Source organism: Corticimicrobacter sp. (genome assembly GCF_040137905.1).
Classification (GTDB): Bacteria; Pseudomonadota; Gammaproteobacteria; order Burkholderiales; family Burkholderiaceae_B; genus Corticimicrobacter.
This window is the reverse complement of the sequence record NZ_JBEFDG010000043.1, coordinates 1-20,375: the sequence shown is the minus strand read 5'-3', so window position 1 is coordinate 20,375 and position 20,375 is coordinate 1. Positions and strand designations below refer to the sequence as shown.

Sequence of the window (20,375 nt, the reverse complement as noted above, 5' to 3'; positions counted from 1 at the left end):
TAAGCGTTCGCCATGACCGACCTGTTGCCTGATACGTCTCCCATCCTGGCGCCACCTGCTTTGCAGGTGGCGAGCGGTGCCATTGCCGGTATCGGCATGGATCTGCTGCGGATCGAGCGTATAGAGGCCGCACTGGCACGGCATGGCGAGCGTTTTGCGAGCAAGATACTGGGGCCGGACGAACTGCGTGTGTTCGAGGCCCGCAGCCGGCGTGATGCGCGGCGTGGCGTGCGCTATCTGGCCACGCGTTTCTGCGTGAAAGAAGCGTTTTCGAAAGCCATCGGCCTGGGGATGCGCCATCCCATGTGGTGGACGCGGGTCCAGACGCTCAATGCGCCCGGTGGTCGTCCGGTGCTGTCGCTGTCAGGCGAGCTGCGCGACTGGTATGCGCCCCGTTTCGGTGCGATGCATGTCTCGATTACCGACGAGTCCGACCTTGCCGCTGCCTACGTGATTGTCGAGACGCTGCGCGGCTAGGCTATTCACGCTAAAGTATCGCCTGTCGTGTCGGTCGGGCTTTGCACGCTTCCTGCGTGAGGGCCGTGCCGTCCGTAGACGAGAGAATCCATGCCTGTCGCCGTATCTTCTTCCCCGGTCCTGTACGGACCCGTCATGGCCGATGTGGCCGGACTGACCCTGACCGAATCCGAACGTACCCGTCTGCTGAATCCGCTGGTGGGGGGCGTGATCCTGTTTGCCCGCAATTTCGAAAGCCGTGCGCAGTTGTGCGCACTGACTGCCGAGATCCGGGCGCTGGGCAAGCCCCTGCTGATCGCCGTGGATCACGAGGGCGGGCGCGTACAGCGCTTTCGTACCGATGGCTTTACCCATCTGCCGTCGATGCGCAGCCTGGGCTGGCAATGGGCGCGTGATCCCATGCGGGCGCTGCGCCTGGCGACCGAAGCCGGCTATGTGCTGGCCGCCGAGCTGCGGGCCTGCGGCGTGGACCTGAGTTTCACGCCAGTACTGGATCTGGATTATGGTCGCAGTGCGGTGATCGGTGATCGTGCCTTCCACAGCGATCCCCAATGTGTTGCGCAGCTTGCGCGGGCACTGATCCAGGGGCTGGCGCTGGCTGGCATGGCCGCCTGTGGCAAGCATTTTCCGGGGCATGGCCATGTCGAAGCCGATTCACACCTGGCCATTCCTGTGGACGAGCGTTCGCTCGATGATATCCTGGCGCTGGATGCCGCGCCGTATGACTGGCTGGGTGACCAGGTGCTGCCCTCGGTCATGCCGGCGCATGTGATCTATTCTTCTGTCGATCCGAATCCCGCCGGGTTCTCGCGTTTCTGGGTGCAGACCATTCTGCGTGAGCGCCTGGGATATGACGGCGTGGTGTTTTCCGACGACCTCACCATGGAAGGGGCTACCGTGGCTGGCGACATCCTGGCCCGCGCCCAGGCCGCATTGGGGGCAGGTTGCGACATGGTATTGGTCTGCAATCGCCCCGACCTGGCCGAGGATCTGCTGGCACGCCTGGATGTCGCGCCCGATCCGGTTGCCTCGGCACGTATTGCACGCCTTGCACCGCGCTTTGCCGCGCCCGACTGGGATACCCTGCAGTCCGATCCACGCTACCGCCATGCCCGATCTCTCCAGCATCAAAGCCTGGCTGGCTGACCTGCCACACCTGCCCGGTGTCTATCGACATATCGATGCCTCGGGCGAGGTGCTTTACGTTGGCAAGGCGCGCGATCTCAAGCGTCGGGTGTCGTCGTATTTCCAGAAAACGCCATCCAGCCCCCGGATCGCGCACATGGTGGCGCGTGTCGAAAAGGTCGAAGTCACCATTACGCGCTCAGAGGCCGAGGCGCTGCTGCTCGAGAACAATCTCATCAAGCAGTTGCACCCGCGCTACAACATCCTGTTTCGCGACGACAAGTCCTACCCCTATCTGCTGTTGACCGGGCATGCGTGTCCCCGGGTGGTCTATTACCGTGGAGCGACCAGTCGTTCAGGTCAGTTCTTCGGTCCCTATCCCAATGTGTGGGCCGTACGTGAAACCATCCAGATTCTGCAGAAAGTGTTTCGCCTGCGGACCTGCGAAGATTCTGTTTTCGCAAACCGCAGCCGGCCCTGTCTGTTGCATCAGATCGGACGGTGCTCTGCGCCCTGCGTGGGGGTGATTTCGCCCGAGGATTACCACAATGATGTCAACCGTGCGGCCCGATTTCTGAATGGTCAGGCCCAGGACGTCATGACCGATATCGAGCAGCGCATGTACCAGGCATCGGAAGCGCTGCGTTTCGAAGAGGCAGCGGCACTTCGCGATCAGATGCAGGCGCTTTCCACGGTGCTGCATCAGCAGACCATGGAAGCCGGCAGCGAGGACACCGATGTGATCGCCGTGGCGGCCGAGGGTGGCAAGACCTGTGTGACGCTGGCCATGGTAAGGGGCGGGCGTCATCTGGGCGACAAGTCTTTCTTTCCGACCCATGTCGATGGCGACGAGCCGGGGACGGTGCTGGCGGCATTCATTGCCCAGCACTACGCCGATACCAGCGTGCCGGGCGTGCTGGTGCTGTCGCATCCGGTCGAGGATGATGCCTTGTCCGCTGCGCTGTCCGAGCGTGCCGGGCGCAAGGTGCGCCTGTTGAGGCAGCCGCAGGGGGTGCGCAAGTCCTGGCTGGAGCAGGCGCAAAGCAATGCGGTCCTGGCCCTGGCGCGCGCCTTGTCCGAAAACACTGCACGCACGGCGCGTACCCGGACGCTGGCCGAGACGCTGGGGATCGAGGCAGACGACGAGGCGCTTGATCTGCTGCGCATCGAATGCTTCGATATCAGCCATACGGCAGGAGAGGCTACCCAAGCCTCCTGTGTCGTTTACGAGCATCATGACATGCAGCCGTCGCTGTATCGCCGTTACAACATCAGCGACATTACACCGGGTGATGACTATGCCGCCATGCGCCAGGCACTGATGCGTCGTTTCTCCAAGGTGGCCGACGGTACGGCACCGATGCCCGGCCTGGTTCTGATCGATGGCGGCAAGGGTCAGGTCGAGATGGCGCGGCAGGTTTTCGCCGAGCTGGGGCTGGATATTTCGTTGCTGGTGGGGGTGGCCAAGGGCGAAGGCCGCAAGGTCGGGCTGGAGACGCTGGTGTTTGCCGACGGCCGCGCTCCGGTGGCGCTGGGCAAGCAGTCGGCGGCATTGATGCTGATCGCCCAGATCCGGGATGAGGCGCACCGGTTCGCGATTACCGGCATGCGTGCCAAGCGCGCCAAGGCTCGTACGACATCGCGGCTCGAGGAAATCGAAGGCGTGGGTGCCAAGCGCCGCCAGAAACTGCTGGCTCGCTTTGGTGGCTTGTCCGGCGTGGTCAATGCCAGTGTCGATGATCTGATGAGCGTAAGCGGGATCTCACGGGAACTGGCTGAACGCATCTATCAGGCATTGCGATAATACGCGGATCAGGTAGCATAACGACATCATGCCCATCAACATCCCGATTGCCCTGACCTGGCTGCGGATCGCCCTGATCCCGCTGATCGTTGTCCTGTTCTACCTGCCCGACTGGCTGGTCGATGAAAACACCCGTGGCCTGCTGGCTTCCATTACCTTCATCGTGGCAGCGTTGACCGACTGGTTCGATGGCTGGCTGGCCCGTCGCTGGAACCAGACCTCTTCGTTCGGTGCCTTTCTCGACCCGGTCGCCGACAAGCTCATGGTAGGGGCTGCACTGCTGGTTCTGCTTGATCTGGGGCGCGTGGGCGTTGCCATTGCCCTCGTCATTATCGGGCGTGAGATCGCCATTTCGGCATTGCGCGAGTGGATGGCGCAGATCGGCGCCAGCGCCAGCGTGGCAGTCAGTTGGCTGGGCAAGTTCAAGACGGCAGCACAGATGGTGGCGATTCCGTGCCTGCTGTATGCCCAGCCGCTGTTCGGCATCAATACGCTGTTGCTGGGCGAGGTCCTGATCATTGTCGCGGCCATCCTGACGGTGTGGTCGATGTGTTACTACCTGAAGCGCGCCTGGCCTGCCATCCGCGAACGTGCCTGAGCGTCCGGCCCATGAATACCATGGCTGCCCTGGCGGGCGATGACAGTCCTGCCTTGCGCCGCAGGGACTGGCTCACGATTGCGCTGATCGGGCTGGTGCATGCATCTTCGCATTTTTTCCAGTTGGTGATCCCGTCACTGTACGTGGCGCTGGGCAGTGCTTTCAACCTTGATTTCGCGGCGCTGGGCCTGTTGGTATCGGCATTTTTTGTCGTCTCCGGTGTGGGTCAGGCATCGTCCGGTTTCCTCGTGGACAGGATAGGTGCGCGGCCGGTCCTGTGGTTCGGGCTGGCCTGCTTCGTGGTGGCGGGTCTGTTGATCGCATCGGCCAATGGCTATGCCATGCTGATGGCTGCAGCGCTGATCGCTGGCCTTGGCAACTCGATCTTCCATCCGGCGGATTACGCCATCATCAATCTGAATATCAGCCGTACCCGGCTGGGACATGCCTTCAGTGTGCATGGCGTGTCCGGCAATCTGGGCTGGGCGGCGGGCCCGGTATTCATCGCCGCCATCACGCACTGGGCAGGCTGGCGCATGGCGGCGCTGGCTGCAGCCGGGGTGGTGGCCCTGGTATTGCTGGCCAGTGTGCTGGGCCGGCATCTGTTGCGGGTCAATGTGGCTCGGCAGGCCGATTCCGTTCCGGTGGGCGCACCTGCCCGGAATGGCGCACACGAGGCTGCAGTGGCACCTGCCGAAGGTGCACTGGCCCGCGTGATGACATTGCTCGCCATCCCGGCGCTGTGGGGGGCCTTCCTGTTCCTGGCCGCCACCACCGTGGCCAATTCTGCGATGCAGAATTACACGATTCCCCTGATGGGCGACCTCTATTATCTGACATCCATGCAGGCCAGCTCGGCCTTGTCACTTTTCATGGTGGCGGCCGCAGCAGGCATGCTGGCCGGTGGTTTTCTGGCCAATCTTTCACCGCGGACGGAATGGGTCGTACTCGGGGCGCTGGCTGTGGCGGCACTGTTGCTGGCGGTATTGGCAATGCGGTGGGTGCCTGTCGCCTGGGCCTTGCCGGTATTGGCGCTGGCGGGATTGTGTTCCGGGATGGCCGGTCCGTCGCGCGACCTGTTGATCCGTCGGGTCACGCCCAAGGGGGCAGTCGGATCGGTCTATGGCCTGGTCTATTCCGGCATGGACGTAGGCTCGGCCTCGGGGCCGCTGCTGTTTGGTGTGATGCTGGACTACGGTTTCCAGCAAGGTCCCTGGCTGGGCGCTGCAGTGGCGTTACTGGCGGCGGCCCTGCTGGCCCTCTGGGTGGGACGACAGCCGGCACCGCAGGTATCCACGACTCGCGCCTGATCCGTGTCGTGAGGTGTACCTGGCCGGCTATGGCTAGAGCGGGCGTGCCAGTTGCGCGGTCTTGAGCATGGCGGTACAGACACCACGCAGCATATCCACTTCATCCTGGCTCAGGTTGCTGCGGGTCAGCAGGTGGCGCATGCGCAGCATCAGCTTCTTGGGATGTGCCGGATCCAGGAACTGAATGCCGATCAGTGCTTCTTCCCAGTGTGCCAGCAGGGCCTGCACGGCCTCGTTGCCGGCCAGCCGATCGCCAGGGCGCACGGCCCCCCCGGTGCTGAAGGAGGATTCTGCATTCAGCGCATAGCGCAGCTCCCAGGCTGCCAGTTGCAGTGCCTGTGCCACATTGAGCGAACTGTAGGCCGGATTGGCGGGGATCTGGCAGATCCGCTGGCACCGGGCGATTTGTTCGTTGGTGAGGCCGGCCCGTTCGGTGCCCAGCACGATGGCCACTTCATCGCTGCCGCCGCTGGTCAGGTGTTCGACCGACAGGCTGGCAGCCTGTCTGATGTCGCAGTTGGGCGGGCCCAGATCGCGGGGCCGGGCCGTCAGGGCCAGCGCCAGGGTGACATGGCGCATGCCAGCAGCCAGGTCGGGTACGATTTCGGCACCGGCCAGCACATCGGTGGCGCCGCTGGAAAGCGCAATGGCATCGGGATGCGCCAGCACATCATCGAGGTGCGGGCGCACCAGGGTCAGCTTGGTGAACCCCATGGTCTTGATGGCGCGGGCGGCGGCACCGACGTTGCCGGGATGGCTGGGCTCGACCATGATGAAGCGGACACGGTCGAAAAGAGAGCTTGGAAAGGCAGCGGACATGAGCGGCAATGATCCGATCTGATAAAAAACGCAGGGTCTATTAAAATGGCGCAGTTATGACGGCGCAGGCCATGCCGGGCGTCGTATTCAACCGGCTGCGCACTGGTGCGCCGGTTTCTTTGTCTAAAGTGGAAAACGAATTCTATGCATCCGATGCTCAATACCGCAGTCAAGGCAGCGCGCCGGGCCGGCAGTATCATCAACCGCGCCAGCCTGGACCTCGATCGCGTGCAGGTCGCGCGCAAGGGCCCCCGCGATTATGTCACGGAAGTCGACAAGGCGGCCGAACAGACCATCATCGAAACCCTGAGCACGGCTTATCCCGAGCATACCTTCCTGGCCGAAGAGTCCGGCCTGCTGCCGGCAGATGCGCCGGAATGGCACAAGGCTGCCTACCAGTGGATCATCGATCCGCTCGATGGCACGTCCAATTTCCTGCATGGCTATCCGCACTATGCGATTTCCATTGCGCTGGCGCAGCGTGGTCAGGTCACCCAGGCTGTAATTTATGACCCGGTCCGCAATGAGCTGTTCACGGCCAGCCGGGGAGGCGGGGCGTTCCTCAATGATCGCCGCATCCGCACCTCCAGCCGTTCGCGCTTGCACGACGCCCTGATCGGGGCGCGCTGGCCCGGCTCGAACGGGCCGGACAGCCTGGCACGCAGCAAGCGATTCGAGACACTGGCCTCCGATACCGTTGGCGTGCGCCGTTCGGGTTCGGCCGTGCTTGATCTTGTCTATGTGGCGGCAGGTCGTCTGGATGGCTTCTGCGGAGTCGATCTCAAGCCCTGGGATATGGCAGCTGCGGGTCTGATGGTGCTGGAAGCCGGCGGTCTGATTGCCGATTTCAGCGGTGAACAGGGCTGGATGGACAGCGGCGAAGTACTGGCCGGCAGCCCCAAGCTGTTCCCGTCGATGCTGGCCTCGCTGTCCTGATCCGGTGTTGCGGCAAATGCCGCAACAGCAGGTCATTGGAGGTATCTTGCCGGGCTGTGTTGCCAATATGACAGCACAGCCCGGTTTTTTATGGTTATCATAAAGGATTACAGACTTCTGGAGTTGCTCTGATGGAATGGCTGCTGGACCCCGCCGTGTGGGTCGGCCTGCTCACCCTGGTCGTGCTTGAAATCGTACTGGGGATCGACAATCTGATCTTTATTGCCATTCTGGCAGACAAGCTTCCACCACATCTTCGCGATCGCGCCCGTATCATCGGGTTGTCACTTGCGCTCATCATGCGCCTGGGACTGCTGTCGGTCATGTCCTGGCTGGTCACCCTGACCGCACCACTGTTCTCCATCGGGCCTGCAACCTTCTCGGGGCGGGATCTCATTCTTATCGTGGGTGGTTTCTTCCTGCTCTTCAAGGGCACGATGGAGCTGCATGACCGCGTCGAAGGCCATCACAGCGTCTCCAAGGGTACGCGCGTCTATGCCAGCTTCTGGGTCATCGTCACCCAGATCGTGCTGCTTGATGCCGTCTTCTCGCTCGATGCCGTGATCACCGCTGTCGGTATGGTCGATCACCTGTCCGTCATGATGGCAGCCGTCATCATTGCCATTGGCGTGATGCTGGTTGCCTCCAAGCCGCTGACACGTTTCGTCAATGCTCACCCGACTGTGGTGGTGCTGTGTCTGGGCTTCCTGCTGATGATCGGTTTCTCGCTGGTGGCCGAAGGCTTCGGTTTCAAGGTACCCAAGGGCTACCTGTATGCGGCCATCGGTTTCTCGGTGGCGATCGAGGCACTGAACCAGGTGGCACGACGCAACCTGCAGAAAGCCGAAGACCATCGTCCGATGCGTGACCGCACTGCCGAAGCCATCCTGCGCATGCTGGGCAAGCGACCCCTGGATGCCGAAGAAGACCAGTCTGCTGCCGTGCAGGCTCGGGAAGCTTCCGCTTTTGGCGTCGAAGAGCGCAATATGGTCAGCGGCGTGCTGACGCTGGCCGAACGTTCCGTATATTCGGTCATGACCCCGCGCACTGCCATCGAGTGGCTCAATGTCGAAGACGAGGGCGAAGTGCTCAAGGCCCAGGTGGATCAGTCGTCGCACAGCTTCTTCCCGGTCGGGCGCGGTAGTCTTGATGATATCGTTGGCGTGGTGCGGGCCAAGGATGCCGTGGCAGACCTCCTGACCGAGGGCCGGATCCGCAAGGAAAGCCTGCGCGAGCCGGTCATCGTGCACGAGTCGATCGGCATGTTGCGCCTGATGGAAACCCTCAAGAGTTCGGGCGGCAAGCTGGTGCTGGTGACCGACGAGTTCGGTGCCATCGTGGGCCTGGTCACGCCGATCGATGTGTTCGAGACCATTGCCGGCGAGTTTCCCGATGAGGATGAAAGTCCCGATATCGTGGTCGAGGGCGATAACCTCTGGCGTGTGGATGGCGCAGCTGACCTGCATCAGTTGGAGCAGGTGCTGGATACCGATGACCTGGTCAACGACAACGAGGACTACACCACGTTGGCCGGCTACCTGCTGGCACGCTTTGGTCAGCTTCCCGAGCCGGGTGATCACTGCGAGCATGTCAGCCATGTGGGGCATGACCGTATCCGTTTCGAAGTGCTGGCCCTGGATGGCCGGCGGATTTCCCAGGTACAGGTCCGGCGCATCGTGCCGGATTATGAGGCAGAGGCTGAATAAACATGGACTGGTTGCAGGTTTTCGTGTTGTCGGTCGTGCAGGGGATCACCGAGTTCCTGCCGGTGTCCAGTTCTGCTCACCTGATCCTGGTACCGGTCTTTTTCGACTGGCCTGATCAGGGGCTCTATTTCGACGTGGCCCTGCATGTCGGCAGCCTGATTGCCGTGCTGCTGTACTTCCGCGATGAAATCGGTGCCATGATCCGGGGGTTCGTACGTTCGATCACGACTCGTACCCTGGATGCCGATGGCAAGCTGGCCTGGGCGATTGTGCTGGGTACCATCCCGGTCGGGTTGGCCGGGCTGCTGCTCAAGGATGTCGTGAGCAGCTATGCACGTTCGCCACACTGGATTGCCTGGGGTGTCATTGTCTTCGGTCTGCTGCTGGGCTGGGCAGACTGGAAGTTCCGGGGTGAGCGCACGGAGCGCGACATGACCTGGAAAGATGTCGCCATCATTGGTTGCGCACAGGCCCTGGCGCTGTTTCCCGGCACGTCCCGCTCGGGCATTACGCTGACGGCGGCACTCATGGTAGGCATGAGCCGTGAGGCAGCAGCCCGCTTCTCTTTCCTGCTGTCCATTCCGGTGATCGTGCTGGCCGGCGGGCTCGAGGCTATCGAGATCGTGCGCCAGCCGCAGGCGATCGATTGGATGCCTGTGCTGGCGGGCATCGCGATTTCCGGCGTCACGGCCTATGCCTGCATCCACTATTTCCTGGCGTTCATTCGCAGGATGGGTGTGCAGGTCTTTGTGGCTTACCGGATCGTACTGGGCATTATTCTGCTGTCGATGTTCTGAGGGCGGACTTTCCGCCTGGCTGGACCAGCCCTGTTGCCATTGAAAACGGGCGGATCGCATTGCTGCAGTCCGCCCGTTTTCGCATTTCATGCCATGCAAGCCCGCAGGCCAGGATTTATGGCTTTTCGGGTTGTTCCAGGTCGTAGAACACCAGCCCATCTTCCTCGATGGCCAGCCAGCCGCCCCTGATCGGGTCGGCATGGTCGCAATCCCAGTCAGGCAGCACCCAGCGCTCACAGTGCCGGCCATCGACCTCAAGGGCGTGGCGGGCAGGTCGGTGGGTGTGGCCATGCACCATGACGGACAGGCCGGTCGAGCGAAATGCTGCTTCGATGGCCCCCTGGTTGACGTCCATGATCTCCATCGATTTCTGGCTGTTGGCCTGGATGCTGCCGGCACGGGCTTCCTGCGCCATGGCCAGCCTTTCCGGAATGCTCTTGGCGAGGAACTGTGCCTGCCACTGCGGATTGCGCACCATGGTACGGAATTGCTGGTAGGCAATATCGTCGAGGCAGTATTCGTCGCCGTGCGAAAGCAGGACAGGACCGGCCTGTGTCTGCAGACGAGCGCTGTCCGGCAGCAGGTGCGTACCGGTGGCTGCTGCCAGCTTTTCACTGATCAGGAAATCTCGATTGCCGCGGCCGATCCAGATGGGCAGGCGTGCAGCTGCGTGCTGCAGGCCGCTCAGGACGCCAGCCAGCCATTCCGGGGCGATATGGATGACATCGTCGCCGATCCAGGCGTCGAAGATATCGCCCGGCAGCAGCAGCGAAGCTGCATCCTCGGGGGCTGCTTCCAGGAAAGCCAGGAAGGCCTCGATGGTGGAAGGCGTATCGGGCCCCAGATGCAGGTCGGCTGCAATCCAGACCGGACCTGCCGGCAATGCGATGTCGATGGGATTATTCAACGACTTCCGCCTTCAGGATGATGACATCCTCGACCGGTACATCCTGGTGGAAGCCCTTGTTGCCGGTCTTGACGCCCTTGATCTGATCCACGATCTCGGTGCCCTCGACCACTTCGCCGAATACGGCATAGCCCCAGCCCTGGCTGCTGGGCGAGGTGAAGTTCAGGAAATCGTTGTCGGCGACGTTGATGAAGAACTGGGCGGTCGCCGAGTGCGGGTCGTTGGTGCGTGCCATGGCCAGCGTGTAACGCTGGTTCTTGAGGCCGTTGTCGGCTTCGTTGTCGACTGGATCACGGGTGTCTTTCTGCTTCATGCCGGGTTCGAAACCGCCACCCTGGATCATGAAATTGTTGATGACACGATGGAAAATCGTGTTGTCGTAGAAACCATCGCGCACGTATGCGAGAAAATTTTCAACCGTCTTGGGGGCCTTTTCGGCATTCAGGGCAATCAGCAGGTCGCCTTGGCTGGTCTGGAGCTTGACGCGGGGGCTGGTCGTGGTCATGGATACGCTACCTTGCAAAGAGGGTGAAGCGGCTGCCGTAGGCTCGGAACCGGAAGAGGGCGAGCAGGCTGCCAGGAAAATGCCGAGTGCGCCGTAGCGCAGCAGGCGGGAAGTGTGCTGGATCAGGGTCATTGCCGGATTCATTTCAGGCTCCTGAGGCGGGCAGCATCGATCCGGGCTTCGCGCAGACCCATACTGCTTGCCTTGTCATAGGATTGCAGGGCCAGAGCCTGCAGTACCTGACCCATATTGTAATGAGCCAGCGCGTAATTTGGGCTGAGCTGCAGCGTGATGGCCAGTGCCTGGCGAGCATCCTCAAGGCGGCCTTGCCTGGTATACAGTGCCGCCAGGTTGTTCCAGGGCTCGGGGAGCTCGGGAAACCGCTGTGTCATGTCGCGGTAGGCAGCCAGGGCATCGGCTTCGCGGCCCAGGGCGGCATAGGCGCGTGCCTGCAGGAACAGCAATTGCACATTGGTGCCGAGTGCATTGGAGGGGATGGCATCGAGTTCTTCCTGGATACGGACCAGCGCTTCTCCTGCTTTCCCCTGGTCGATTTCCTTTTCGATCTCGGCCGCGATCTGGGCTGCCGTGGGCGGCAGTGCGGTATCGACGCCGGGCTTGAGCGCCTCGAGTACGCGGGCCAGGCCATCCCATCCCCCTGAGCCGACAGGAGCGGCCTCCATGCCAGGCGGCAGATCGCCGATGTTGTCGAAACTGTTGTTGTCCGGGGCCGGGTCCAGGTCCATGGACTGGGCGTAGGCCTGGGACCAGCCCAGCGACAGTATGGCGAGGGTCAGGCAGGCGCGGCGGAAAGTCGGTGTCAGGATCACGTTCAGGTCGGGAAAGAAAGTTGCAGGCCGGTTGGCCGGGCGTCACTTGCTATACTGCGGATTGCGCAATTGTAGCCTTGGTTCTTTTTCCCCATACATTTTCCATGTTGCACATCTATAACACGCTATCACGTACCAAACAGCCCCTGCAAACGGTGGAGCCGGGCAAGGTGCGCATGTATGTGTGCGGCATGACCGTCTACGACTATTGCCACCTGGGCCACGCCCGCATGCTGGTGAGCTTCGATGTGGTGCAGCGCTGGCTGCGTGCCAGTGGCTACGAAGTGGCCTATGTGCGCAATATCACCGATATCGATGACAAGATCATCCGCCGTGCGGTCGAGACTGGCCGGCGCATGCAGGATGTCACCGATTTCTATATCGAGGCCATGCATGCCGATGAGCGTGCCCTGGGGGTCGAAAGCCCTACCCACGAGCCGCGTGCCACACAGTATGTGGGGCAGATGCTGAACATCATCGGCAGGCTCGAAGATCGCGGCCTGGCCTATCAGGCCGACGATGGCGATGTCAATTATGCCGTGCGCAAGTTTCCTGGCTATGGCAAGCTCTCCGGCCGTTCTCTCGACGAGCTGCGGGCCGGTGAGCGCGTGGCAGTCGATGCTTCCAAGCGTGATCCGTTCGACTTCGTGCTCTGGAAAGCGGCCAAGGACAGTGAACCTGTCGAGTCCAAGTGGGAGTCTCCCTATGGGCTGGGCCGACCCGGCTGGCACATCGAGTGCTCGGCCATGAGCGAGGCAGTCCTGGGGCTGCCTCTGGATATCCATGGCGGGGGGCCTGATCTCAAGTTTCCGCACCACGAAAACGAGATCGCCCAGACCGAGGGTGCCGGCGACAAGGCGCTCGCCAATTGCTGGATGCATTGCGGTCCGCTGATGGTCGACAGCGACAAGATGTCCAAGTCGCTTGGCAATTTCCGTACCATTCGCCAGACCATTGCCCGTACGCCCGATGCGCAGGTGCACCAGGCTGGCGATGCCGGGAGCGCGTGGTTCAATCCCCGCGAAGCGGAAATGCTGCGTTTTTTCATCGTGCGCAATCACTATCGCAGTGCCCAGAATTATGCGCCGGACAATCTGATCGATGCGCAGAATGCGCTTGATCGCCTGTACCAGACGCTGAGCAGCGTGCCGGCGGCTGTGGCTGCCGAAGTGGACTGGGCGCAACCCGAGGCCCAGTCCTTCCGGACGGCCATGGATGACGATTTCAATACGGCGGGTGCCGTATCGGCGTTGTTCGATCTGGCAGCGCGCGTCAATCGCACGTCCTCTCCCGAAGCGGCGGCACAGCTCAAGGCCCTGGCCGGATTGCTGGGGTTGCTGCAACAGGACCCCGCCGCATATCAAAAAGAAAGCAGTCGCTATCGCCGTGCTTCCGTACCGTCGACCCAGACCGACTCACGCCTTCCGGGCGTGGGTGTCGCAGCGGTCATTGCCGCCGATATGTCCGACGCTGCCATTGAACAAGCCATTGCTGACCGGCAGGCCGCCAAGGTCGCGCGGGATTTCGCGCGTGCCGATGGTATCCGTGCCGATCTTGCGGCCGCCGGTATCGTGCTTGAAGATCGTCCAGGTGGCCTGACCCAGTGGCGTCGGGCCTGAGCGGGGACGAGATATATACATGAGTACGACCATTACTGCATCTGCAGCCCCTGCGCCGTCCGATTCGCCCAAGCCAGGCTACTGGGACGAGGCCGTGGCGCATCTGCTCAAGCGCGACCGCATCCTCAAGCGACTGATTCCCAGCTATCCGGCCACCTGGCTGCGATTGCGCGGCGAGCCTTTCGTGACCCTGACGCGTTCGGTCATCGGCCAGCAGATCGCGACACGCACGGCTGAGTCCATCTGGCAGAAACTGCAGGCAGCCTGTCCTGCGCCCTTTTCACCTGAAACGGTCCTCGCACTCGATCCGGAACTGTTGCGTGTGGCCGGATTGCCCAAGCGCAAGGCCGAGTACATCGTTGATCTGGCCCTGCACTTTCATGAAGGGCGAGTCCACCCCGAGGACTGGGCCGGCATGGACAACGAGGCCGTGGTGGAGGAACTGACCGCGATTCGCGGCATCGGCCGCTGGACTGCCGAGATGTTCCTGATTTTCAACCTGCAACGACCGGATGTGCTGCCGCTCGATGATGCCGGCCTGATTCGGGCAATCTCGCATCATTACTTCAGCGGCGAACCGGTTTCCCGCTTCGAGGCCCGCGAAGTTGCGCAGGCCTGGCAGCCGTGGCGCACGGTCGCCACATGGTATTTGTGGTGCAGTCTGGACGCGGTTGCCGTAAAGTAGCGCTTTTCGGACGCCGCCAGTCATTATCATCGGAATACGACATTACATGCGTAATACCTTTCTAGAATTCGAACAGCCTCTGGCCGAGCTTGAAGCCAAGATCGAGCAGTTGCGATTTGTGCAGGCCGACTCGGCCGTCGACATTTCGGACGAGATCAACCGCCTCCAGCAGAAAAGCCAGAAGCTGGCCCAGGAAATCTACGGCAAGCTGACGCCCTGGCAGACGGCGCTGGTGGCACGCCATCCCCAGCGGCCCTATACACTTGACTACGTGCGCGAAATCTTCACCGATTTCCATGAACTGCACGGTGATCGCATGTATGCCGATGATCCCTCCATCGTGGGTGGGCTGGCACGTTTCAATGGCGCTTCCTGCATGGTGATCGGTCACCAGAAGGGGCGCGACACGCGTGAACGCGCACTGCGCAATTTCGGCATGCCCCGGCCTGAGGGCTATCGCAAGGCATTGCGTCTGATGCGCCTGGCCGAAAAATTCCAGATCCCGGTGTTCACTTTCGTCGACACGCCTGGAGCGTATCCCGGCATCGGTGCCGAGGAGCGCGGCCAATCGGAAGCGATTGGCCACAATCTCTATGCCATGGCCGAGCTCAAGGTGCCGATCATCTCCACCATCATCGGCGAGGGTGGCTCGGGTGGCGCGCTGGCGATTGCCGTCGCCAATGCGGTGTTGATGCTTCAGTATTCCACCTATTCGGTCATTTCCCCCGAAGGCTGCGCCTCCATCCTGTGGCGCAGCGCCGACAAGGCACCTGACGCGGCTGCCGCGCTGGCCATCACGGCTTCGCGTCTCAAGGAGCTTGGCCTGGTCGATCGTGTTGTCAACGAGCCGGTGGGCGGTGCCCATCGCGATCCCAGCGTCATGGCCCGCCTGCTCAAGCGCGCACTGGTCGACTCCCTGCGCCAGTTGCAGGGCATGAGCGCCAAGGAACTGGTCGATCATCGCGTGGAGCGCCTGATGTCTTATGGAAAGTTCCAGGAAGTCAAGGCCTGATACAGGCCTGCCGGCTGCGCCGCACAAGGCTGCGGTGCCTATCCATGCCGGCATCGCGGATCCTGCGCTGCTGCGTTCGATCCGGCAGTGTTTGCAGCGTCAGCCCTCCGTCCGTCACGCCGTGGCGCTCAGTGGCGGGGCGGACTCTGCCATGCTGGCCTTGCATGCCGTGTCTGCCGCCCGAAGCCTGGGCATCGAGCTCTCTTGCTTTCATATTCACCACGGCTTGCTGAACGAGGCGGACGCGTGGGCTGCTCATGCGGCTCAGCTTGCCAGCCAACTGGGGCTGCCGTTCCACATGTTGCACGTGGTGGTCCCCCGCGACAGCGGCAAAGGTATCGAAGGTGCGGCCAGGCAGGCGCGCTATGAGGGGCTTGCGCAATTGGCCCGAAGTCATGGTGTCGGTGCCATTCTGCTGGCACATCATCAGGATGATCAGGCCGAAACTGTCCTGCTGCGCCTGCTGCGCGGTACCGGGCCGGAAGGCATGGCGGCGATGGCCGGGCATGTCGTGCGCGATGGTGTGACATACCTGCGCCCCTGGCTGGATGTGCCTCGCCAGCACATACTCGATGTGTCGGCGCGCTATGCGGCCGCATGTGGCTGGGAGCCGGTACAGGACCCGACCAATCAGGATGCCGATTACACCCGTGCAGCGGTGCGCACGCTGCTGGTGCCCGTACTCGAGCAGCGTTGGCCGGCCTGGCGTACGGTGCTGGGGCGACATGCCCGCCAGGCTGCCGAAACGGGCGAAATCCTTGCCGAAGTGGCGGAACAGGACTGGCAGGCATTGGCACCTGCTGAGGATGGGCTGAGCTTTTCACTGCCGGCCTGGCGCTCCTTGTCATCTGCCCGGCAGTCGCTGGCATTGCGCCACTGGCTGCAACGCCTGGGCGTGAAACTGCCGACCGAGGCGCGCCTGCAGGCCTGGCTCGGGCAACTGCGCCGCGTTACGCACGATAACCAGATGCTGCTCGAGCATGAGCATATCGAGATCAGGTGCGTCAGGAGCCGAGTCTTGCTGCAGCCCAGGCAAGCTGTATCCTATGACGAGCGCCGCCGGATGCGAGTTCAGCTCCGGGGGGGGGGAGAAGGCCAGGTGCCGGACGCGGACCGGCATGCGCCAGATCAAGAAAATGCGTCGGCCACGGAAAATGCGCCCGGCTCTTGCTAGAATATGACGCTTTGCCCGCTGTTTTTCCGGGTGGATCACCTCAGGTAGCGTTCAAATGTCTATTTATGTCCATAAGTATGGCGGCACGTCGATGGGTTCCGTCGAGCGCATCAGGAATGTTGCGCGCCGTGTAGCCAAGTGGCACGCCGCTGGCCATCAGGTCGTGGTCGTGCCCTCCGCCATGGCGGGTGAAACCAATCGTCTGCTGGGCCTGGCCCGCGAGATCGCTGGCAGCGGTGCAGACCGCCGCGAACTCGACATGATTGCCTCTTCCGGCGAGCAGATCAGCAGCGGCCTGCTGGCGCTGGCCCTGCAGGCCGAGGGCGTGCAGGCACGCAGCTATGCTGGCTGGCAGGTGGCCGTGCATACGGACAAGGCCTATACCAAGGCCCGCATTACCGGTATCGACAGCGAGCGCATCATGGCAGACCTGAATGCAGGTCGCGTGGTCGTGGTCACGGGTTTCCAGGGCGTGGATGACGATGGCAACATCACCACACTGGGGCGTGGCGGTTCGGATACGTCGGCAGTTGCCGTTGCGACCGCGATCAAGGCTGACGAGTGCCTGATCTACACCGATGTCGACGGCGTGTACACCACCGATCCCCGCGTGGTTCCCGAAGCCCGTCGGCTGAATGTGCTGTCGTTCGAGGAAATGCTCGAGATGGCCTCGCTCGGCTCCAAGGTGCTGCAGATCCGCTCTGTCGAGTTTGCCGGCAAGTACCATATCCCGGTCCGGGTGCTGTCATCGCTCACCGACCCAGAAATCAGTCTGCCCGAAGAAATGAAATCGGGTACGCTCATCACTTTCGAGGAAGACGAAAAAATGGAATCCGCAGTTGTTTCCGGCATTGCATTCAGCCGCGACGAAGCCAAAATCACCCTGGTCGCCGTGCCCGACAAGCCTGGTATTGCCTACTCGATCCTCGGGCCGGTGGCCGATGCCAATATCGATATCGACATGATCGTCCAGAACCAGTCGATCGAAGGCACCACCGATTTCTCTTTCACGGTGCAGAGCAATGAGTTCCAGCGCGCGCTGGACGTGCTGAATCGCGAAGTGCTGCCCAAGGTCGGAGCCCGCGAAGTGATCGGCAACGAAAAGGTCTGCAAGGTCTCGATCGTCGGTATCGGCATGCGCTCGCACGTGGGGGTGGCCAGCAAGATGTTCCGCACCCTGTCCGACGAAGGCATCAATATCCAGATGATCAGCACCAGCGAAATCAAGACTTCGGTCGTGATCGAGGACAAATACATGGAACTGGCCGTGCGTGCCCTGCACAAGGCTTTCGATCTGGGTGACACTCCTGCAACTGCAGAATAATCGTGCTATAATTATCAACTAACTTGGAGACGTGGCCGAGTGGTTGAAGGTACTCCCCTGCTAAGGGAGCATACGGCTTATACCCGTATCGAGGGTTCGAATCCCTCCGTCTCCGCCAAGTTTTTTCCCTGATTCAGGGATACTGAAAACCCGCACGAGCTTGCCTCTGCGGGTTTTTTGTTTGGCATCATACCCACTCAGCCATTTCAGCAGGATGATTTCATGACACTCAAAACACTCATGGCTTTCGCGATGGCGAGCCTCTCTGTTGCAACGACGACAGCATCGTCGCAAAGTGCACCACCACAGGCCCAGGGTGCCTTTGCCAATGAGGCCTATGAGATCGCACGCAATATGAATGGCCTGGCCGATTACTGTCAGCGCCAGGGCTATATCCAGTCCGGCAGCGTCGAGGATGCCCGCAAGCTGTTGCCCATGGTCGAATCCATGTCGCCAGACAAAAGCGGTGGGGACGCGGCCGAGGCTTATGGCAGCAAGGGCTATGTGCTGGATGGGACGAGGCCTCCGGTTCGATTGGCTGAAAGCGAGTTGGGTGAAAGTGAATGGTGTCAGCAGGCAGCCGAAAGCTGGCGACATTGGGCAACGCAACTGGCACGCTGATGCGTGCCGGCAAGCCTGTCCGCAGCAATGGGGGCGGGTTTCTCTAGCGTGATGCGGTGCCCAGCGCCTGCTCGCTGGACAGTAACGGGATGCGCGGTTCGATGGCCTTGAGTGCAATCACATGCAGTATTTCGCTGACTGTGGCGCAGCAGTCCTGCAGGATCGCCAACTGATATTTCTCGGCTGCTTTTGAAAGCGCGGTATGAGTGACGCAGTTGTGCGTCATCATGCCGCAGATCAGCAGCGAATCCACCTTCAATACCTCGAGTGTCTCGGTCAGGGACGTCCCCAGGAAACTGTCGGCCTGCGTCTTGATAACGACTGGTGCCTTGGGTGCGGCTGCCAGCAACCTGGGATGCAGATCGGCACCCGTGGTTCCTTCGCTGAAAAATGGGCTCTGGCTTGGCGCAATGTGCTGAACAAGAATAACGGGAATATTGCGAGAAGAGGCCAGCTTGATCGCGTCGATCGTCTTGTCCAGTACGGGCAATGTGTTCCAGAGCGGAAATCTCCCTTCCGGGAAGTAGTCATTTTGCAGGTCGATGACGATGAGGGCGTGACGTGGATCGGTCATGTCGAACTCCTGTGGTTGGTGGAGGATGGGATATTGTCTGATCAGCCAGGAAACGTGACGAGTGGCCTGATTGCCGCCTGACGCTAAAATCGGGCCAACCTGTATTGCAGGAGGCACCTGCGTGAGCGCACTGTCCCTTTCATCACCTGTCGTGGCCGTCCTGGCTTTTGACAGGATCAGCCCCTTCCACCTGTCGGTGCCATGTCTGGTGTTCGGCGACGAGTTGCAGGGGGCGTCGCGTTATGACGTTCGGGTGTGTGCTGCCGAGCCTGGCCTGTTGCGCACATCAGCCGGATTCGACATCGTCGCCCGGTACGGACTGGCTATGCTTGAGGAGGCAGATATCATTGTCGTACCAAGCTGGCGTGACCCGGCGGAACGCCCACCGCAGAGACTGCTTGATGCCCTGGTGGCAGCAAACCGCCGAGGCGCGTTGTTGGTGGGATTGTGTCTGGGGGCGTACGTATTGGCAGAGGCTGGCTTGTTGGGTGGCCGTCGCGCCACGACGCACTGGGCGTTTGCTGCTGATTTTTCGACACGCTATCCGGATGTGCGACTTGATCCTGACGTGCTCTATATAGAAGAAGAAAATCTGATGACGTCAGCCGGTACGGCAGCAGGGCTGGACTGTTGCCTGCATATCGTGCGACAGCATCATGGCAGTGGATTGGCAAACTGGGTGGCGCGCCGAATGGTGGTGTCACCGCTTCGCCAGGGAGGGCAGGCGCAGTTCATCGAGCAACCTCTGCCGGCGACAGGCCAGGGCCTGCGCCTGTCCGACCTGCTCGATTGGGTGAGAGGGCATCTGGAGCAGGTGCATACGCTGGACAGTCTGGCGCAGCGTGCCTGTGTCAGCCGGCGTACCTTGAGCCGGCAGATCCGGCAGTTGACGGGCATGACGGTCGGGCAGTGGCTGTTGCGTGAGCGCCTGTCTCGGGCGCAGCAGTTGCTGGAGGGAACCAATATGCCGGTGGAAAAGGTGGCAGAGGCTGCAGGATTCGGTTCCACGGCGTCCATGCGGCTGTATTTCAGCCGGATGTGCGGACTGACTCCCGGTGCATGGCGAATGATGTATCGGGGGTGATACTATCATTGGCAGGGGAGAGGCAAAGCGCCTTGTCGCATTCACCGATTGCACATGAGCTGTTCATTATGAAAAAAAGTGCCTTTATGGTTCTGTTGTTGGTCCTGTCGGGCTGTGACCTGAAGCCTGCGCCTGAAAATGTAGGCAGGACTTTCTCATCGATCCAGCGTTGCCTTGACCATGTTGCGTTCGATACGGGTGAGCGGCTGGATATCACCAATCGTACGCCGGGCCGGGTCTGGGGTGAAACCGCAGGGCATCGCCTGCCGTTTCGCTGCGAGGGGCGGGTGACCGAACTCAAGCAACTCGAAGTCGAAGGCCGCTGGCAACGGCAAGGCAAATAAACTGCATCTTCGGTAGTCTGTCATCTATTTGACATGTTGGAAACAGTGGTGCTATAGTCTCGCTCCTTCGCAGTTCAGACAGACCAGACCTTGAGGCAAACGCCCAGGTGGTTGTGGGAAGTGC

Annotated in this window: 21 protein-coding genes and 1 tRNA gene; 17 read left to right on the top strand and 5 right to left on the bottom strand. The window is 61.5% G+C overall.

The annotated features are described in order from the left end of the window. Positions 1 to 12 precede the first annotated feature (12 nt). The 5 genes from acpS to ABN482_RS07345 all read left to right on the top strand — a co-directional run bounded on the left by acpS (position 13) and on the right by ABN482_RS07345 (position 5,314). Positions 13 to 477 carry a holo-ACP synthase gene (gene acpS, locus ABN482_RS07365; RefSeq protein WP_349503376.1) on the top strand — a complete coding sequence of 155 codons (465 nt, stop codon included), beginning with the start codon at positions 13 to 15 and terminating at the stop codon, positions 475 to 477. Between the two features lie 90 nt (positions 478 to 567). Continuing rightward, entirely contained in the window at positions 568 to 1,623 is a 1,056-nt protein-coding gene (gene nagZ / locus ABN482_RS07360) for a beta-N-acetylhexosaminidase (protein WP_349503375.1), read from the top strand. After that, on the top strand, positions 1,586 to 3,406 hold the full coding sequence (uvrC, locus tag ABN482_RS07355; protein WP_349503374.1) for an excinuclease ABC subunit UvrC: 1,821 nt from the start codon (positions 1,586 to 1,588) through the stop codon (positions 3,404 to 3,406). The genes nagZ and uvrC overlap by 38 nt, the downstream gene beginning before the upstream one ends. A gap of 28 nt (positions 3,407 to 3,434) precedes the next feature. Next, positions 3,435 to 4,004 (top strand): CDP-diacylglycerol--glycerol-3-phosphate 3-phosphatidyltransferase, encoded by a 570-nt coding sequence (gene pgsA, locus ABN482_RS07350; RefSeq protein ID WP_349503373.1) that lies wholly within the window; start codon positions 3,435 to 3,437, stop codon positions 4,002 to 4,004. An 11-nt stretch (positions 4,005 to 4,015) separates the two neighbouring features. Further along, positions 4,016 to 5,314, top strand: a complete 1,299-nt coding sequence (locus ABN482_RS07345) for an MFS transporter (RefSeq protein ID WP_349503372.1) — start codon at positions 4,016 to 4,018, stop codon at positions 5,312 to 5,314. 33 nt (positions 5,315 to 5,347) lie between these two features. On the opposite strand, the gene ABN482_RS07340 is transcribed toward ABN482_RS07345, so the two are convergent. Continuing rightward, on the bottom strand, positions 5,348 to 6,133 hold the full coding sequence (locus ABN482_RS07340; protein ID WP_349503371.1) for an RNA methyltransferase: 786 nt from the start codon (positions 6,131 to 6,133) through the stop codon (positions 5,348 to 5,350). Between the two features lie 144 nt (positions 6,134 to 6,277). On the opposite strand from ABN482_RS07340, the gene ABN482_RS07335 reads away from it, so the two are divergent. From ABN482_RS07335 to ABN482_RS07325, 3 genes are all read left to right on the top strand, one after another. Next, positions 6,278 to 7,069 (top strand): inositol monophosphatase family protein, encoded by a 792-nt coding sequence (locus tag ABN482_RS07335; RefSeq protein WP_349503370.1) that lies wholly within the window; start codon positions 6,278 to 6,280, stop codon positions 7,067 to 7,069. Positions 7,070 to 7,200: 131 nt separating this feature from the next. Next, a complete protein-coding gene (locus ABN482_RS07330) occupies positions 7,201 to 8,775 on the top strand; it encodes a TerC family protein (protein ID WP_349503369.1) in 1,575 nt (524 codons plus the stop codon). A gap of 2 nt (positions 8,776 to 8,777) precedes the next feature. Then, a complete protein-coding gene (locus ABN482_RS07325; protein WP_349503368.1) occupies positions 8,778 to 9,572 on the top strand; it encodes an undecaprenyl-diphosphate phosphatase in 795 nt (264 codons plus the stop codon). A gap of 115 nt (positions 9,573 to 9,687) precedes the next feature. Here the strand turns inward: ABN482_RS07325 and ABN482_RS07320 are convergent, their stop codons facing one another. The 3 genes from ABN482_RS07320 to ABN482_RS07310 form a co-directional block, all read right to left on the bottom strand. Next, positions 9,688 to 10,479, bottom strand: a complete 792-nt coding sequence (locus tag ABN482_RS07320; RefSeq protein WP_349503367.1) for a UDP-2,3-diacylglucosamine diphosphatase — start codon at positions 10,477 to 10,479, stop codon at positions 9,688 to 9,690. Beyond that, positions 10,472 to 10,984: a peptidylprolyl isomerase gene (locus ABN482_RS07315; RefSeq protein ID WP_349503389.1), complete on the bottom strand. Its 513-nt coding sequence runs from the start codon at positions 10,982 to 10,984 to the stop codon at positions 10,472 to 10,474. Before ABN482_RS07315 ends, ABN482_RS07320 begins: the two co-directional genes overlap by 8 nt. A gap of 140 nt (positions 10,985 to 11,124) precedes the next feature. Continuing rightward, positions 11,125 to 11,814 (bottom strand): tetratricopeptide repeat protein, encoded by a 690-nt coding sequence (locus ABN482_RS07310; protein ID WP_349503366.1) that lies wholly within the window; start codon positions 11,812 to 11,814, stop codon positions 11,125 to 11,127. Positions 11,815 to 11,918: 104 nt separating this feature from the next. Between ABN482_RS07310 and cysS the strand changes: the two genes are divergently transcribed. From cysS to ABN482_RS07275, 7 genes are all read left to right on the top strand, one after another. Continuing rightward, positions 11,919 to 13,433 (top strand): cysteine--tRNA ligase, encoded by a 1,515-nt coding sequence (cysS, locus tag ABN482_RS07305; RefSeq protein WP_349503365.1) that lies wholly within the window; start codon positions 11,919 to 11,921, stop codon positions 13,431 to 13,433. Between the two features lie 19 nt (positions 13,434 to 13,452). Further along, entirely contained in the window at positions 13,453 to 14,118 is a 666-nt protein-coding gene (locus ABN482_RS07300) for a DNA-3-methyladenine glycosylase family protein (RefSeq protein WP_349503364.1), read from the top strand. Positions 14,119 to 14,164: 46 nt separating this feature from the next. Further along, on the top strand, positions 14,165 to 15,130 hold the full coding sequence (locus ABN482_RS07295; protein WP_349503363.1) for an acetyl-CoA carboxylase carboxyltransferase subunit alpha: 966 nt from the start codon (positions 14,165 to 14,167) through the stop codon (positions 15,128 to 15,130). Beyond that, on the top strand, positions 15,102 to 16,304 hold the full coding sequence (tilS, locus tag ABN482_RS07290) for a tRNA lysidine(34) synthetase TilS (RefSeq protein WP_349503362.1): 1,203 nt from the start codon (positions 15,102 to 15,104) through the stop codon (positions 16,302 to 16,304). The genes ABN482_RS07295 and tilS overlap by 29 nt, the downstream gene beginning before the upstream one ends. Before the next feature lie 55 nt (positions 16,305 to 16,359). Further along, positions 16,360 to 17,628, top strand: coding sequence for an aspartate kinase (locus ABN482_RS07285; protein WP_349503361.1), 1,269 nt, complete (start codon positions 16,360 to 16,362; stop codon positions 17,626 to 17,628). Positions 17,629 to 17,653: 25 nt separating this feature from the next. Continuing rightward, a tRNA-Ser gene (locus ABN482_RS07280) sits at positions 17,654 to 17,746 on the top strand. Between the two features lie 104 nt (positions 17,747 to 17,850). Then, positions 17,851 to 18,249 carry a hypothetical protein gene (locus ABN482_RS07275; RefSeq protein WP_349503360.1) on the top strand — a complete coding sequence of 133 codons (399 nt, stop codon included), beginning with the start codon at positions 17,851 to 17,853 and terminating at the stop codon, positions 18,247 to 18,249. A 43-nt stretch (positions 18,250 to 18,292) separates the two neighbouring features. Here ABN482_RS07275 and ABN482_RS07270 read toward each other — a convergent pair whose 3' ends face one another. Further along, on the bottom strand, positions 18,293 to 18,823 hold the full coding sequence (locus ABN482_RS07270; RefSeq protein WP_349503359.1) for a cysteine hydrolase family protein: 531 nt from the start codon (positions 18,821 to 18,823) through the stop codon (positions 18,293 to 18,295). 121 nt (positions 18,824 to 18,944) lie between these two features. Here ABN482_RS07270 and ABN482_RS07265 point away from each other — a divergent pair, with 121 nt between their 5' ends. Together ABN482_RS07265 and ABN482_RS07260 are read left to right on the top strand one after the other, a co-directional pair. Beyond that, positions 18,945 to 19,907, top strand: coding sequence for a helix-turn-helix domain-containing protein (locus ABN482_RS07265; RefSeq protein ID WP_349503358.1), 963 nt, complete (start codon positions 18,945 to 18,947; stop codon positions 19,905 to 19,907). A gap of 86 nt (positions 19,908 to 19,993) precedes the next feature. Further along, on the top strand, positions 19,994 to 20,251 hold the full coding sequence (locus tag ABN482_RS07260; RefSeq protein WP_349503357.1) for a hypothetical protein: 258 nt from the start codon (positions 19,994 to 19,996) through the stop codon (positions 20,249 to 20,251). Positions 20,252 to 20,375 lie beyond the last annotated feature (124 nt).